The 14,458-nt window shown below is 50.6% G+C and carries 11 protein-coding genes; all 11 read left to right on the top strand.

All coding sequences use genetic code 11. The features are described 5' to 3' along the window. Positions 1-94: 94 nt before the first annotated feature. Positions 95-1,372 carry a glycosyltransferase family 4 protein gene (locus GOX01_RS11145; protein WP_024716601.1) on the top strand — a complete coding sequence of 426 codons (1,278 nt, stop codon included), beginning with the start codon at positions 95-97 and terminating at the stop codon, positions 1,370-1,372. Between the two features lie 208 nt (positions 1,373-1,580). Continuing rightward, on the top strand, positions 1,581-2,048 hold the full coding sequence (locus GOX01_RS11140; protein ID WP_011253011.1) for a sterol desaturase family protein: 468 nt from the start codon (positions 1,581-1,583) through the stop codon (positions 2,046-2,048). Next, complete coding sequence (locus GOX01_RS11135) at positions 2,032-3,171, top strand: glycosyltransferase family 4 protein (protein WP_011253012.1); 1,140 nt, start codon at positions 2,032-2,034, stop codon at positions 3,169-3,171. The genes GOX01_RS11140 and GOX01_RS11135 overlap by 17 nt, the downstream gene beginning before the upstream one ends. 44 nt (positions 3,172-3,215) lie before the next feature. Beyond that, positions 3,216-4,424 (top strand): polysaccharide biosynthesis/export family protein, encoded by a 1,209-nt coding sequence (locus tag GOX01_RS11130; RefSeq protein ID WP_011253013.1) that lies wholly within the window; start codon positions 3,216-3,218, stop codon positions 4,422-4,424. 261 nt (positions 4,425-4,685) lie between these two features. Beyond that, on the top strand, positions 4,686-5,786 hold the full coding sequence (locus GOX01_RS11125; RefSeq protein ID WP_011253014.1) for a capsule polysaccharide export inner-membrane protein: 1,101 nt from the start codon (positions 4,686-4,688) through the stop codon (positions 5,784-5,786). 5 nt (positions 5,787-5,791) lie between these two features. Next, positions 5,792-6,583, top strand: coding sequence for an ABC transporter permease (locus tag GOX01_RS11120; RefSeq protein ID WP_098049519.1), 792 nt, complete (start codon positions 5,792-5,794; stop codon positions 6,581-6,583). After that, complete coding sequence (locus GOX01_RS11115) at positions 6,580-8,091, top strand: ATP-binding cassette domain-containing protein (protein ID WP_011253016.1); 1,512 nt, start codon at positions 6,580-6,582, stop codon at positions 8,089-8,091. The genes GOX01_RS11120 and GOX01_RS11115 overlap by 4 nt, the downstream gene beginning before the upstream one ends. Positions 8,092-8,189: 98 nt before the next feature. Further along, a complete protein-coding gene (gene galE, locus GOX01_RS11110) occupies positions 8,190-9,176 on the top strand; it encodes a UDP-glucose 4-epimerase GalE (RefSeq protein WP_011253017.1) in 987 nt (328 codons plus the stop codon). 33 nt (positions 9,177-9,209) lie between these two features. Further along, on the top strand, positions 9,210-10,358 hold the full coding sequence (locus tag GOX01_RS11105) for a UDP-galactopyranose/dTDP-fucopyranose mutase family protein (protein ID WP_062268864.1): 1,149 nt from the start codon (positions 9,210-9,212) through the stop codon (positions 10,356-10,358). Between the two features lie 95 nt (positions 10,359-10,453). Continuing rightward, entirely contained in the window at positions 10,454-12,562 is a 2,109-nt protein-coding gene (locus GOX01_RS11100; RefSeq protein ID WP_131973882.1) for a glycosyltransferase, read from the top strand. 361 nt (positions 12,563-12,923) lie between these two features. After that, complete coding sequence (locus GOX01_RS11095) at positions 12,924-14,246, top strand: glycosyltransferase family 2 protein (RefSeq protein ID WP_255314070.1); 1,323 nt, start codon at positions 12,924-12,926, stop codon at positions 14,244-14,246. The last annotated feature ends 212 nt before the right edge of the window (positions 14,247-14,458 follow it).

The following is a 14,458-nucleotide window of genomic DNA, read 5'->3' as shown; positions in this document are numbered from 1 at the left end:
GTCCCTGGGGGATTCTTTTCCGAGGAAGGCTTGGAAACGCTGATTAGCGGTGTCCGTGAACGCTTGGCGCGTAGGAAAGAGCAGCAGCTTCCTGATGTCGCTGATATTCTTTCTGAAGTCAGGGGCTGAAATGGCTGTGATTGATCCAGTCTATCTATTGGATATTTCTCGCCTTCTGGATCGTGCGAAGACATCAGGTCCAACTGGTATCGACCGGGTGGAATTGGCCTATGCCGAGTATCTGCTGAAGGAACGCCCGGAACAGACCCTATTTTGCGCTTGGCATCCATGGGGATGGATTGGCGGCATTAGGACCGATCTGGCCGCTGCGTTTATTCAAGCCCTGTCCAGGCAATGGGCACATACCGGCAAGGTGGAGCACACGATCAGACTGAAGCGGAAAATAAAGCTCATGCTCTTGTGGCAGCCCCTGCCGCGTCGATCGGGTATTATCCATCTTTTGTTGTCGCATCATCATTTGATGAAAAGACGGGCGATTGAAAAACTTCTGGAGCGGACTTCCGGGGTCTTTGTCCCGATGATTCATGATGTCATTCCGCTAAATTTTCCGGAGTATGGGCGTCCGCGAGAGCAGAAACGCCATCAGCAGCGTATGGATAGTGTGGCCCGTCTGGCTGATGGTATCCTTGTTCCGTCCGAGGCTGTCCGGCAGGATCTAAAGACTATTCTGCCGGAGGGGAATAAAATTTCGATATGGGCCGTTCCGCATGGCACCCCCTCGGTGGGGTTCAGTGAAGATAACAGTATCGTTCCGAAACGGCCCTTTTTTGTCTATCTGAGCACCATTGAGCCCAGGAAAAACCACCTGATGCTGCTCCATGCTTGGAGAAAAATGGTCGAAACGGCACCGGATAACGCTCCGATCCTTGTGCTCGTTGGAAAGCGTGGGTGGGAAAATGAAAACATCATTGACTTGCTGGACCGTTCTCGCGCTCTTCGTCCCTATCTCCTCGAATACAACAATCTGTCTGACGGGCAGGTTAGCCGACTTCTTGAAGCGAGCAGGGCGCTTGTTTTTCCGTCGCTTACGGAAGGTTATGGCTTGCCGGTTGCAGAGGCGTTATCCATGAAGGTTCCAGTGATCTGTTCTGACATTCCTGTTCTGCGGGAGGTGGGTGGTCAGGTTCCTGATTATATTGACCCATTGAATGGAACAGCCTGGGCGGACATCATCATGGAGTACACGGGTAACGGTCCGCGACGGCAGGCGCAGTTGCAACGAATGCATATGTGGAAGCCATTTACATGGAAAGATAGCGTTTCCACGGCGTTAAATCAGATTGAGATATCTCTTTGCACGGCGGAAAAAACGATGTCAGGCAAAAGAATTGGTCGCAGAGCCTTATATTGAAAGTGTTTTTCTGCTTTGAGCATTTGAAACGTACGAAGGCCAGTTCTGTTGCGCGGGGAGATGAATAGACGTGTCTGTCAGGTTGTTCAAAAATAAATGGCTGGAATTGGCAACTGTCACTCCGCTAAAAGTTTTTCTTCCCTTCTGGATCTGCGCTCTCATACCCGTTGTATACTCGATTTATCCGATTTCATTTCTTCGGGATGGAATGATGGTTCTGGTGGGACTTTTTCTGTGGACGATCATTGAGTATATTTTCCACCGTTATTGTTTTCATGCCTCGTCTTCGGCCTCTTGGGTAAACAAGGTTGTGTTCATTATGCACGGCAACCATCATGAGGTTCCTGATGACCCGCTGCGTAATCTGATGCCTCTGGTTGTGACTGTCCCTTTGGCAGTGGCCCTGTGGTATCTTTTTGGGATCGGAGGAAGAGATTACGGGCGCCCGGCTTTTGTCGGGTTTCTGATCGGCTATATCTGTTACGACTTCGTGCATTATATGTGCCATCAGAGCGCCATGCGCGGACGCCTGGGTTTTCTGATCAAACGTCATCATATGCTGCATCACCATGCCCTTGAGGACTGCAACTTTGGTGTAACTTCAACATTCTGGGACGTGGTTTTCAGGACCGATTTTCGGAATTTGATCAAGCGAAGCGATGCGCATCGTCATTGATACCCGCAATATGGCCCAGAGCGGTGGAACTGGAATAGCAACATATGCCCGTACGCTATCCAATGCATGCGAGGAAAGTGGTTTTTCGGTCGGATGGCTGAACGCGCATCGTTCCGATACAAGAGGCATGCCCGGTTCTTTCCGGCGTTTCGGGCGTTCGTTTAAAGGGCGGCGCAGGTTGTTGCCAGCCGGTAGCGACTATGAGGTCGATGACCTCTATCGCACCGCTGTAAGTCGTTATCGCACATTTTCCAAAGTCACTATTCTTGAGAACGACGTCCCCCCAGATATCATGCACTGGAGTTGCCCACTGCCGCTCCATTGGAAAGGGGCTGCAAATATTGTTACCATTCATGACCTGATTCCCTTGTTGCATCCTACGTTGGCGCCCACCGTCTACGGGAACATTAAAAAGTTTCTTCAGGATTGCTGCGATAATGCCACTGCGGTTGTCACTGTCAGCGATGCCGTGCGTGCAGATATCCTCGCTCATCTCGGTATTTCTGCTGATAAAGTCGTCAATCTCTCGCAGGCTGTCTCATTTGATGCCGAGCTCTTGATGGCAGCAGTGACTGCGGAGCCGATCTGTCCTGAAGGAGGTTTTCTCTATTTTGGTATTCTGGAGCGGCGCAAAAATCTTGCAAGGCTGATTCGGGCTCATGGTCAATCAGGTTCGCAGAGGCCATTGACCCTGATTGGAAGGGATGGTCATGGTGGCGACGAGATACGGGCGGAGAGGGCACGTCATCCAGAGCCTGAGCGTGTTCGTATCATTCCATGGGCAAGTCGGGAGAGTCTGGTGAAAGCGATACAGATGTCTCGGGCTGTAGTTTTCCCAAGTCTGGCTGAAGGTTTCGGGCTTCCCATTGTTGAGGCAATGTTACTTGGAACCCCAGTCCTTACCAGTAGGGGGCATGCAACTGAAGAGGTGGCGGGGGGAGCTGCGCTGTTGGTTGATCCGCTCAGTACGCAAGCCCTGGTTAGGGGGCTCAAGGATCTGGGCGAAAACGATGCCCTCATCGACAGGATGAAAATAGAGGGTGCTAGAAGGGCGGCTTCATTCTCTGTAGAAGCCTACGGCGAACGTCTTGCGGCTTTCTATCGCAGTATCGCAACCTCGTGAGCACGCACGCTCGCTTTGTAATCAGTCAAAGGTTTTTCCACTCTATGCGTGTTGATCGCTTTTCCGGGAATACTCACTCACCCGTGGTTATGGGGTTGCTGCTTGGTCTTCTATCGCTTGGCGGCTGCAGTGCTCTGCCTGGGAATGCGCCCACCGAACATGGCGTTCTGAAGGTAGCGGCTGACAAGAAAAATCCACTGAATTTTCTTGTTTTGCCCGTAACGTCAGAAGTTACTCAGGTTCTCGCTACTGAACATCCCCCACTGATTTCGTCCCTCTATGCCGATAACGTGCATTCCGTATCTAACGATCGTATTGGTGTGGGAGATATCCTCGATATTACGGTTTTTGAACTTGGAAGCGGACTATTTTCTGGTGCGGCTCCAGAGATGAGCATGAATACGACTGCTGCGCCGGGGGGGGGGACTGCTAGTGTAACCCACCAAGCCCTTCCTCCCACTGAGGTTGAAGCTGATGGAACGATTACTATTCCTTATGTTGGGCGGATGCATGTCGCAGGCGTCACGCCACAACGTCTTGCCGAAGAAATTCGCGTAGCCTTTGCTGGAAAATCCCAAAATGCGCAGGTCATGGTCCGTATTGGGTCAGATATTGCCAATACGGTCATTGTGTCTGGTGCCGTGCACCATCCGGGACGTGTCTTGCTTAGCACCGCACAGGAAAGACTTTCCGACGTTGTTGCGATTGCAGGGGGGGCTAATTTCCCGCCTGAAGATACGCTCGTACAGCTTGTCCGCGGTGCAAAATCAGGAGGAACGGATCTGGGTACATTGGAAACCTACCCAAAGGAAGATATTCAGGCCCGCCCAGGCGATCGTATCCACGTTGTCTATCAGCCAAGAAGTTATACGGTATTCGGGGCGGCTTCGAAAAATGCTATGCAGGTCGATTTTAATTCACCGACTGTGAATCTCGCCGAAGCGATCGCCCGGGTGGGAGGCCCGAATGATAATCTGGCCGACCCCAATGCTGTTTTTCTGTTTCGGTTCGAGGATCCTGTAGCGGCCAAGGCACTGCATCTGAAAACGCCTGAGACTTTCCAAGGTGTTCCAGTGATTTACAAGCTGGATATGATGAATCCGGCAAGTTACTTCTTTGCTCAGAAAATTCCGATCAAGAGTAAGGATGTGATCCTGATTGCCAATGCTCAGACAAACCGGTTCTATAAGTTCAATCAGTTGATCAGTACTCTTGTTAGCCCTGCCATTACGGCTGCATGGATTGCAAAATAAGACTGGTGGACATGATGAGAGTATGCCCTCATATCTGAGCTTCAACTTGACCTGGTGGAAGGCGGGTGCGACAACCCCGCTCCCTCTCAAGGTAGTTCGTTATGTCCGCCAGTGGCAGGGACCGAAAGCCTTCTCGGTGACCATGCCTGTTCGCAAGGTTTCGCCAGATATAAGCTTGGCGTATCTCCTTGATGCGTTGTCCGGTTTTTCTAACGTTTGTGTCGTGTTCCTGGCATCTTGCGGTAAAGGTCGTCTTTGTTCATGAATAGCGTCAAGAAACTTTTCTCTGATTATTTGTTTTTGGGGTTCGTTGTCGTTCCAACCCTGTTGTCAGTTCTCTATTTCGGGTTTCTTGCGTCTGACGTTTATATTTCAGAGTCGCGTTTTGTGGTGCGATCACCTGAAAAGCCTTCTGCAAGCGGGCTTGGAGTTATGTTTAAAAGTGCTGGAATTGCCAATTCCAGTGATGAAGAATACGCCGCAGATGATTATATAATCTCTCGTGATGCTCTGCGCTCCATCGATACAGATCATAGTTTCGTCCGAGCCTACACGGATCCGCATATTTCAATTTTAAATCGCTATAATCCGATAAAGCTCTCTTCATCTTTTGAAGACATGTATCTTTATTTCAAGCGTAAGGTTAAAGTTGACAACAATTCCACGACCGGAATTACGACATTGACGGTTCGGGCTTATCAGCCTGAGAATGCTCAAAAATTTAATGAAGAACTCTTGAAGATGGCGGAAGATACCGTCAATCATCTTAACGAGAGAGCTCGTGCAGATCTGATTGAATTTGCGAAGCGGGAAGTGCGCGATGCGGAACAGGAGGCCCAGAAAGCCGCTGTTGCCATTGCTGAATATCGGAATAACCATCGGATCATCAATCCTGAGCAGCAGGCATCAGGGCAGCTTCAGATGCTCTCCAAATTCGAAGATGCATTGATCTCCGCGCGTGCGCAGCTTGCAATGATGCAGAAGACGGCAGCAGATAATCCGGGGATAGCAGTCCTTAAAAACCGCATCATGAGCATCTCGAAAGAGATGGCAAACGAAGTGACCAGAATTTCTGGTGCTGATACATCTCTCGCCTCCCAAGCTTCTGAATATCAAGGGTTGATTCTCGCGGATCAGATCGCGGCCAAGCAACTTACCGCAGCTGTTTCTTCTCTGGAGCAGGCAGAAATGGAAGCGCGGCGTCAGCAGAGTTATGTCGAGCGGATCGCTCAGCCAAGTCTACCTGACGCCGCCGGGGAACCCCATAGGTTGCGTGATATTTTCGCGACTTTTCTGATGGGAATTATTCTCTGGAATATAGCTCGCATGCTGAATGCAAGTATTCGGGAGCATATGGATTGACGGGGATGGGTACACATGGCTCTTTCACCCGCTCTCTAATTATTCAGAGGCGTGTCATCTGGGCATTGTTTCTACGTGAGACCTTAACGCGTTATGGGCGGCACAACATTGGCGTGTTGTGGCTTTTTGGTGAGCCAATGCTGTTCACCTTGGGTATTACTGCGCTGTGGACCCTGCTGCGCATGTCACATTCCTCCCATATTCCGATCGTTGCCTTTGCATTGACCGGCTATTCTACTGTGCTCGTCTGGCGAAATATGCCTAACCGTCTCAATAAGGCGATCGAGATACATCTTGGACTTATGCACCATAGGAATGTCCGGCCGATCGATATCTACATTGCGCGAGTGCTGCTGGAGGTGGGGGGCGTTACAACGTCGTTTGTTGTTCTTTCTGCTGTGTTTTGCACTATCGGGTGGATGGATCCTCCGGAAAATATCCTGGAAGTAATTGGTGGCTGGACGTTGATGGTCTGGTTTGGGGCTGCGCTTGCGATTCTCGTTGGATCAGTGAGTGAACATTCAGAACTGTTCGAGCGTCTGTGGCACCCCATTACTTACATATTGATAGGGTTTTCCGGCTTGGGTTTTCTGGTCGATGCCATGCCTGCGGCCGCGCAGAAATACCTGCTGCTGGTTCCCATGGTGAACTGTTCTGAAATCATCCGGGATGGTTATTTTGGGTCACTGTTTGTCGCTCATTATGATGTTCTGTACGTTGTGATCTGGAATATTGTTCTGTCCTTCTTCGCGATGATCGGGGTGAGGTCTGTCTCCAGGGGAACGGCGCTGCAATGATAGAATTTCAGGATGTCCGTAAGAGTTATCCTGTCCGAAACGGGGTTAATCGGGTACTACGAGGGGCAGATCTTCTTATTCATCCTGGAGAAAAAGTAGGAATTCTGGGCCGCAATGGTGCTGGCAAGTCGACGACAATCCGCTTGCTGAGTGGCTCGGAGCTTCCAACGTCAGGAACCGTAGATCGCCGGATGTCCGTATCATGGCCTTTGGCTTTCGGGGGGGCCTTTCAGGGGGCGCTCACCGGACGGGATAATGCAAAGTGCATCTCACGTATTTATGGACGAGATATCAAGGATACCCTTGATTTTGTTCAGGATTTTGCTGAGCTCGGTCTGTATTTTGATGAGCCTGTCAGAACTTATTCATCAGGAATGGCGGCGCGCCTCGCGTTTGCTATATCAATGAGTATCGAGTTCGACTGCTTTCTGATCGATGAAGTTGTTCATGTGGGAGACCACAAATTTCACGAGAAATGTCAGGTCGAACTATTTGAAAAGAGGGCAAATCGTGCGCGGGTTATCGTTTCCCACAGCGAGGACTTTGTCCGGGAGCATTGCGACCGCGCCTATGTGTTGAAAGACGGTATATTTCGGCCGTTCGATGACGTCGATGAGGCGATAGATTTTCATATAAATTCTCTGCATGAAAATGGCGCCGCGAACGATACAAACAGGACCACTGTAGCAATGCCCCCGCATGACCCGAATTCCATCTATTCTCCCCATCCAGCAACAATACGGCGGCTAGATGTGCCGGAAGGCACACAGATCGAGTTATCCATTCTGCCCTCTTCAATCTTTCCTGAGTGTCGGCATCAGGCCTGGCTTTACAGGCCTGCTGGATATGACGGAAGTACAGCTCTGCCACTGATGGTTTTCCAGGATGGATGGTGGTTCAAGGCAGATGATGGGCCTTGGCAGACGCCTGTTGTTCTGGACAATCTGATTGCAGACGGTGCCATTCCACCGATGGCAGCATTGTTCGTTGAAGCCGGAAAATCCAATCATGATCACGGGCTTGCCAGCGAGCAACGTTCTTTCGAGTATGATAGTCTGTCAGACCGCTATGTCCGGTTTCTGGAAGAAGCAGTCTTTCCTGAGGCGCGCAAGCATGTCACGATTACTGATGATCCGACAAAGAGGGCAATCGGTGGTTTTGGCAGCGGTGGTATCTGCGCGTTTACAGCGGCTTGGCAGCGCTCTGACGTGTTTGGGCAGGTCTTCTCATTTTGTGGAAGTTTCGTCGATATCCGTGGCGGCGGCTCCTATCCTGATATCATCAGACAGTCAGAGCCAAAGCCGCTGCGCGTATTCCTACAAGTTGGGATTAACGCGAAGCCTTCAGGTCGCTTTGACGGATTGGACTGGCCATCAGGCAATCGTGCCATGGCAAGGGCTTTCGCGCTCAAAGGATACGATTATCAACTCGTGACGGGGGAGGGGGATTTTTCCCATATCCATGGAGTATCCATTCTTCCTGACGTTTTGAAATGGCTTTGGCGGTAATGGGTTCTCTTCCACGCGCTGCTAATGGTATTCCTTCCTCAAGAGCCTTCTGGCAGTCTTTTTCTTATCTGATGCATCAGTTTTTTCGGGAGTTTTGAATGCGTTATCTTGTCACCGGTGGGGCAGGCTTCGTCGGTAGTCATGCTGTTCTTGCTCTACTCGATGCAGGTCATGATGTTGTCGTTCTGGATAACTTGAGCACAGGATATCGCGAGGCAGTTCCTGATGGCGTACCTTTCCACAAGGTAGACCTTCTGGATTATGCCGCTACGTCAGCCGTGGTGGCGCAAGGAAAATGGGACGGCGTTCTGCATTTTGCGGCTCTTTCGCTGGTTGGCGACAGCATGCGTGATCCTTTCCACTATCTTCGCCAGAACTACCTGACAGCACTGAATCTCGTACAGATTTGTGTTGAGCATGGCGTCAAAAAGATCGTGTTCTCTTCGACGGCAGCTCTTTTCGGCGGACCGGAACGGCTCGACCCCATCCCCGAAACCGCACCTGTGCAGCCCGGCTCCCCGTATGGCGAGAGCAAGTTCATGATTGAGCGTGTGCTGCACTGGGCAGATGCGATCTATGGGCTCAGAAGCGCATGTCTGCGATATTTCAATGCGGCGGGCGCGGATCCCCAAGGACGTGCAGGTGAAGACCATCGTCCCGAAACCCACCTGATTCCCCTGACCATTGATGCGGCACTCGGCCGCCGTCCTGCACTAAAGCTGTTCGGTACCGACTATCCGACCCGGGATGGATCCTGCGTGCGTGACTATATTCATGTTACGGATCTTGCGGATGCTCATGTCAGGGCTTTGGGACAGATCGACCATCGCAGCGTCACATATAACATCGGCAATGGCCAGGGATACTCAAACCTCGAAGTCATCCAGAGTGTCGAGCGCGTCAGTGGTCGGAAAGTTCCGTGGGAAGCTGCTCCCAGACGAGAGGGAGATCCAGCCCTTCTGGTGGCGGATTCCACAACCCTCAGGAACGATACGGGATGGACACCCCGCTTCGGGAATATTGACAGTATCGTGGAAACGGCATTGCGCTGGCGTGAAAGCCATCCTAACGGTTACGGAATGTGACCAGAAGAAATCATGGATTGTGGATAGAAAAGAATGAGATTCTGTATTGTTGGTGCTGGCTTCAGTGGCGCCATTATTGCTCGCCACCTTTCGGAGAAGGGACATAAGGTTCTCTTGCTGGATGAGAGGTCTCATATCGCTGGGAATTGTCATACCGAGCGAGATGACAAGACGGGTGTGATGGTGCATCGCTATGGGCCTCACATTTTCCATACTGCCGACGAACGCGCTTGGAGCTACATTCAGCGTTTTGGAAAATTCTGGCCTTATATCAACCGTGTGAAGGCAATTTCCCAAGGGCGCATTTACACGTTGCCTGTCAACCTTCTGACGATTAACCAGTTCTTCGGTACGGTTATGTCACCTGTAGAGGCGCGGGCGTTTATTGAAAAGAAGGCCGATAAGTCGATCAAGGATCCAAAAAATTTCGAAGAGCAGGCGCTCTCGATGATTGGTCCGGAGCTATACAAGGCGTTTTTCTACGGATATACGCGAAAGCAGTGGGGGCTGGAGCCGACAGAACTGCCTGCGTCCATTCTCAAAAGATTGCCGCTGCGCTTTAATTATGATGACAATTACTTTAATCACCCGTATCAGGGGATGCCGGAAGACGGGTATTCAGCGATTGTAGAAAATATTCTGAAGTCTGAAAATATTGAGATTCGCCTCAATACAAAATTCGAGGATGTTTCGGAAGAATTTCAGCATATCTTCTATACTGGGCCGATAGATCGTTATTTCTCTTTTGATCTCGGGCGTCTGGGATATCGTACGCTCGATTTTGAGCGTATCGATGGAGATGGTGATTATCAGGGCGCAGCAGTAATTAATTACTGCGATCAGGAGGTGCCGTTCACGCGTATCTCAGAGCATAAACATTTTGCTCCATGGGAAGCAGATTCCCTGCAAAAGACAGTTGCTTTCAGAGAATACAGCCGTCTGGCGGAACCTAAAGACGTTCCGTATTATCCAATTCGCCTCGCTAATGAAAAAACCATGCTCGAGAGCTACATTACTCGGGCCCGAAATACGGCAGGCGTATCTTTTCTCGGCCGGCTTGGGACATACCGGTACTTGGATATGGACGTGACGATTTCTGAAGCTCTTAAGGCCTGTGATCAGATCGATCAGCTTTTGGCGGCAAATGCTCCCCTTCCTGCTTTCTTTGTTGACCCGTCTTAAACCTGTCTCGTGTTTCGAATCCCTCGTGATGTCTTTACATGACGAGGGAGAGATATGGTTCGTATCAATGATCTTTCGAGGGCTTCGGCGTGTTAATGACTAATCCAAACAGTGACAACGCGACACAGACCTATTCGCATGTCGATCGTTTTCCGTTTTTCCCTATAAACTTCTCTCCAGATCAGAGAAGTAAGCCACTCTATATGGTTAAGCCATATACCGATTTGGATGACGCAGGGAATGTCATCGTTGAACGTGGGCGTGTCGTCACGTTTGATGGCTTTATGACTGCGCTTTATGAGCGTGAAATTAACCAGATTGTTCCGAACGCCAAGCTTTACCTTGAACTGGAAGTCAGCGGGAATTGTCGCGTCGGTCTGTTTCATCGTTCTCAGGCTGGAGAAGTCATTGAATATGCGATGGAGAAGCATGTCGGTTTGACCCCGGATGAGGTCCGCACCATCCGGATTGATTTCGACATTGTGGGTGCTGAAGCCAAGCTCGGTCGCTGGTATTTCACAATCGAAGCGCTGGATTTCTATTCAACCGCACAGGAAACTGCGGATAAGTCTGATGCAGACGGTGGAACGCTTCTGCACAAGGCATATCGTAGTGCATGGAATGCCCTGGGGGCGGAGGGAACGCCGACGGATGTCATCCTGCGCCGCGCAACGTGGGGACTGCACAATGCAAAGTTGCAGGATGTCCGCCCTTGTTTTGTGATTTGCACGTTCCGACGTGAAAAGCAGCTCGTCGGTAACGTGGATCTTCTTGTTGCAGCGCTTCAAGCTGAATATCCAGGTTATGGCATCATCATCGTTGATAATGCTCGAACAGTAGAGCGCCAAGATTACTGGCCTGAAAACGTTCGTGTTATCCAGCAGAGGAATGTTGGTGGCGCCGGTGGTTTCGGTCGCGGTATGTTTGAGGCGCTGGAAGACGGTGGCTACACTCACATCGTTATGCTTGACGATGATGCCGATGTTGAAAAGACGGCTATCGCCCGCATGACCAATCTTTTCCGCCTCAGCTTGGATCCGGAGGTTTTCATTGGTGGGGCGCAGTTGGATGTCTATGATCCCGTGCGGCTGGCAGACGGCGGTGCTCATTGGGTGCCAGACCGCTTTGAGCGCCCGTTTGCACGTCTTGCGCCGAGCGATCTGGGGGAGCTTCCTGCTAAAGACGCACTCATGCGCAACCATTCGCTTAACTTCAATGGTTGGTGGCTTTTCGGTGGTCATGTAGACGGCTTTCGCAAGTTTGGAATGCCGCTGCCCTGTTTTGTGCATCTTGATGATGTCGAATACGGTGTGCGTCTAACCATGCGGGGCGGACATGTCCTCTCGGTTCCGGGTATCGCGGTCTGGCATGAGCCATATTATGCCAAGCCGGAAGGTTGGTTTGCTTATTACAATATTCGTAATGAACTGATCCGTCTTTCCTGTCATATCGAAGTACTCTATGCCCTGCTGGTGGGCGATGATTTTGAAGATGCTCGCGCTCAGGTTGAGCAGCGTATCTCCAAGATTATGAGACGGGTGACTCGTCTTCTCCTGCGGCGCTTCCGTGGTTTTGCAGATATTTACCATTATGGCTCGGCAATGCTGTTGGTACTGGCAGTCGAAGATTATCTTAAAGGGCCGCGTATTCTTGCCGAAACCGATGCTGCGGATCTGCATGCAGACATCATGAAGGTCTACAAGCGCTTTAATTCCAGCTATCGCTTTGAGGCTTCGCTACCTGCGGGTGTTATCCCGACGCCACCTGGAACTTCTGACAAGTTCGTTGTGCCGTGGGTAAGCAATACGAAGCGTGGTCGCAGCGTACTGTTGCGTGGGTATAATATGTATCAACGTCTGAGTCGGAACGGGAATATTTCCCTTCTGCCAAGAAAAAAGACGCCCCTTGATGCGATCTCTGCTCGCCGCCGTCAGATGACGGTCTTTAACAGTCGGAATGATATCAACTGGCGTGATATTCGCTCCGGGCGTGACTGGGCCTACTATGATCCTCAGAAGATCGGATATCATATCTTCTCCAATGATCCTGCGCTTTACAAGGAAGCGCGTGAGCGTTTGGCGAAGGCGTTGCGTGCCTATCGCAAGGATGTCTCCCGTGTGCAACCACAATGGGCTGATGATTATGATCGTCTGATTTCTGAGCCCTTCTGGCGCGATCTGATCAAGACGTTTGACCGCACCTGAGAGGAATAGCACTCTGGTCTGGTATCTACTGCAACCTTGGAGAGCGTCGGCGTCTTTGCCGGTCTTTTCAAAGTCGCTCTTCCCTTTGGCTTGGGCCACTCACGCCCGGTTCGGGCAACTGGGGCTACAGATTCAGACCAGATTTCCCATTGTCGTTAAGGTTTTTCGACAATGGGAGGGAGAGATACCCGAGCAGATTTCTGAGCATTTGTGCGCTTCTGGGCACACGATCCTTGCTCTGCCTCTTTTGCGTGAATCTGGCAGCCGGCTGTTTTACAGTTTGCATAGGGATCATACGGTACTTTCAGATGAGTCAGATGTCACCGTAGACTGGGTTTGTGATAGGCCGCCTGCCCACGTAGTGCATCTTGCTGTCGTTATATGTACCTGCGACCGGGAGCCACAGCTCCGGACCCTTTTGGGGCAGATTGATACTCAGCTTGAAGATCTGGCAACCTGCATCATTGTCAATCAGGGAACAAAGGGTTTGCACGACCGGTTAGCCGTGCGCGACGCTCTGAAGTACCGCTTTGTCGAACAAAAAAATTTTGGTGGAGCTGCGGGATTTACCCGCGGCATCATCGAAGCACTGAGTGATCCTAATATCACTCACGTCGTGCTGATGGATGACGATGTAGAAGTCGATGCAGGACTTTTGTGCCGTATTCGGTCCGCTTTAGCCTATATCTCGCCTCAAATTTGTATTGGTGGCGCGATGGTAGACCGCGATCGTCGGGAACATCTGTTGTCCATTGGACATAATTTCGATTCATCTCGTGCCATGACGACGGATCAACTGCTTCGCAGAGACGTACATTTGGAGGACGATGTAGCGCGGTTCTTGTTCGAACGACCCTTGAAGGTCGGATTTTGTGGTTGGTGGTGTTTTTGTTTTCCCCGTCAGGCCGTGGAAACTTGTGGACTGCCACTCCCTCTTTTCCTTCGGGGAGATGATGCGGAATATGGATTACGATTGAAACGTGCCGGATTCCCAACAGTCATGTGGCCCGGTGTTTACGTTGCCCATCCTAATCTGCAGAACCAGACGCGTCCCTGGCACCACTATTACGATCGTCGGAATGCCCTGATTTGTGCTCTTCTGGAACGGGGTGCTGTATCGCCTAAAGCCATAATGCGTTTGATGCGTGGAACGTTCAATGCCCTAGCTTTATATCGGTATGCCGAAGCACGTGCAGAGATAGATGCATTGAAAGCTTATTTGGGGGGAGCAGAAGACCTTAAATCTTGGAACGAGGATGTGCATCGTGCCCGTATGAATGACGATGAGGTGTCAGAAGTTCTTTCCAAAGGCACGCCGATCTATTTGGCGGCTTATCGCGCATCTTCTATCAGGACTGCTGTCACTGTATTGCGGGTCTTAAGAGATATTCTTTCGTTTGGACGGGTAAAGGCCATAAGTGCCTATGACCCCATTGTGCGAATTAACGCAGCGAGTTGGAAAGTTGGAACTGTTCGACGACCTGAACAGGTTCAGATTGACAGCGGACGAAATGTTACGGAGTTGAAGCGAGACCCTGCCCAGGCGCGGGCGGTGTTCTTAGACATGTTCCGCATCCTGTGGTTTTCGGTGACACACCCGGCTCCTAAGCCTGAAGATTTTTTGAGGCTGGCCACGCCTGCATGGTGGAATGCACGCCTGAAAGCCATCATCAGGAAAACATGAATGGATATGGAAATTGTGGGACTTGTCAGTCTTTAAAACGCAAATGGACACTGAAGTATACTTATTGATATAATTGCGCGATTAAATAAATATGACAATTATCTTTTATCACGATATTTCTTAATGTCTCTACCTTCCGTGCTGCTGAAGGGTAATTTACCCTGCGTAATATGAAGTAGATCATTATTGAGAGTGATAATTCCTAGGTGTTT

Origin of the sequence: Gluconobacter oxydans (assembly GCF_006539685.1) — a bacterium.
Lineage (GTDB): Bacteria > Pseudomonadota > Alphaproteobacteria > Acetobacterales > Acetobacteraceae > Gluconobacter > Gluconobacter oxydans.
This window is presented reverse-complemented; position numbering and strand designations above follow the sequence as displayed.

Coding starts and splice junctions, on each gene's coding strand:
- GOX01_RS11140 (WP_011253011.1), top strand. CDS start 1,581: ATGATGGTTCTGGTGGGACTTTTTCTGTGGACGATCATTGAGTATATT.
- GOX01_RS11100 (WP_131973882.1), top strand. CDS start 10,454: ATGACTAATCCAAACAGTGACAACGCGACACAGACCTATTCGCATGTC.
- GOX01_RS11105 (WP_062268864.1), top strand. CDS start 9,210: ATGAGATTCTGTATTGTTGGTGCTGGCTTCAGTGGCGCCATTATTGCT.
- GOX01_RS11120 (WP_098049519.1), top strand. CDS start 5,792: ATGGGTACACATGGCTCTTTCACCCGCTCTCTAATTATTCAGAGGCGT.
- GOX01_RS11145 (WP_024716601.1), top strand. CDS start 95: ATGTCGCTGATATTCTTTCTGAAGTCAGGGGCTGAAATGGCTGTGATT.
- GOX01_RS11115 (WP_011253016.1), top strand. CDS start 6,580: ATGATAGAATTTCAGGATGTCCGTAAGAGTTATCCTGTCCGAAACGGG.
- GOX01_RS11125 (WP_011253014.1), top strand. CDS start 4,686: ATGAATAGCGTCAAGAAACTTTTCTCTGATTATTTGTTTTTGGGGTTC.
- galE (WP_011253017.1), top strand. CDS start 8,190: ATGCGTTATCTTGTCACCGGTGGGGCAGGCTTCGTCGGTAGTCATGCT.
- GOX01_RS11130 (WP_011253013.1), top strand. CDS start 3,216: ATGCGTGTTGATCGCTTTTCCGGGAATACTCACTCACCCGTGGTTATG.
- GOX01_RS11135 (WP_011253012.1), top strand. CDS start 2,032: ATGCGCATCGTCATTGATACCCGCAATATGGCCCAGAGCGGTGGAACT.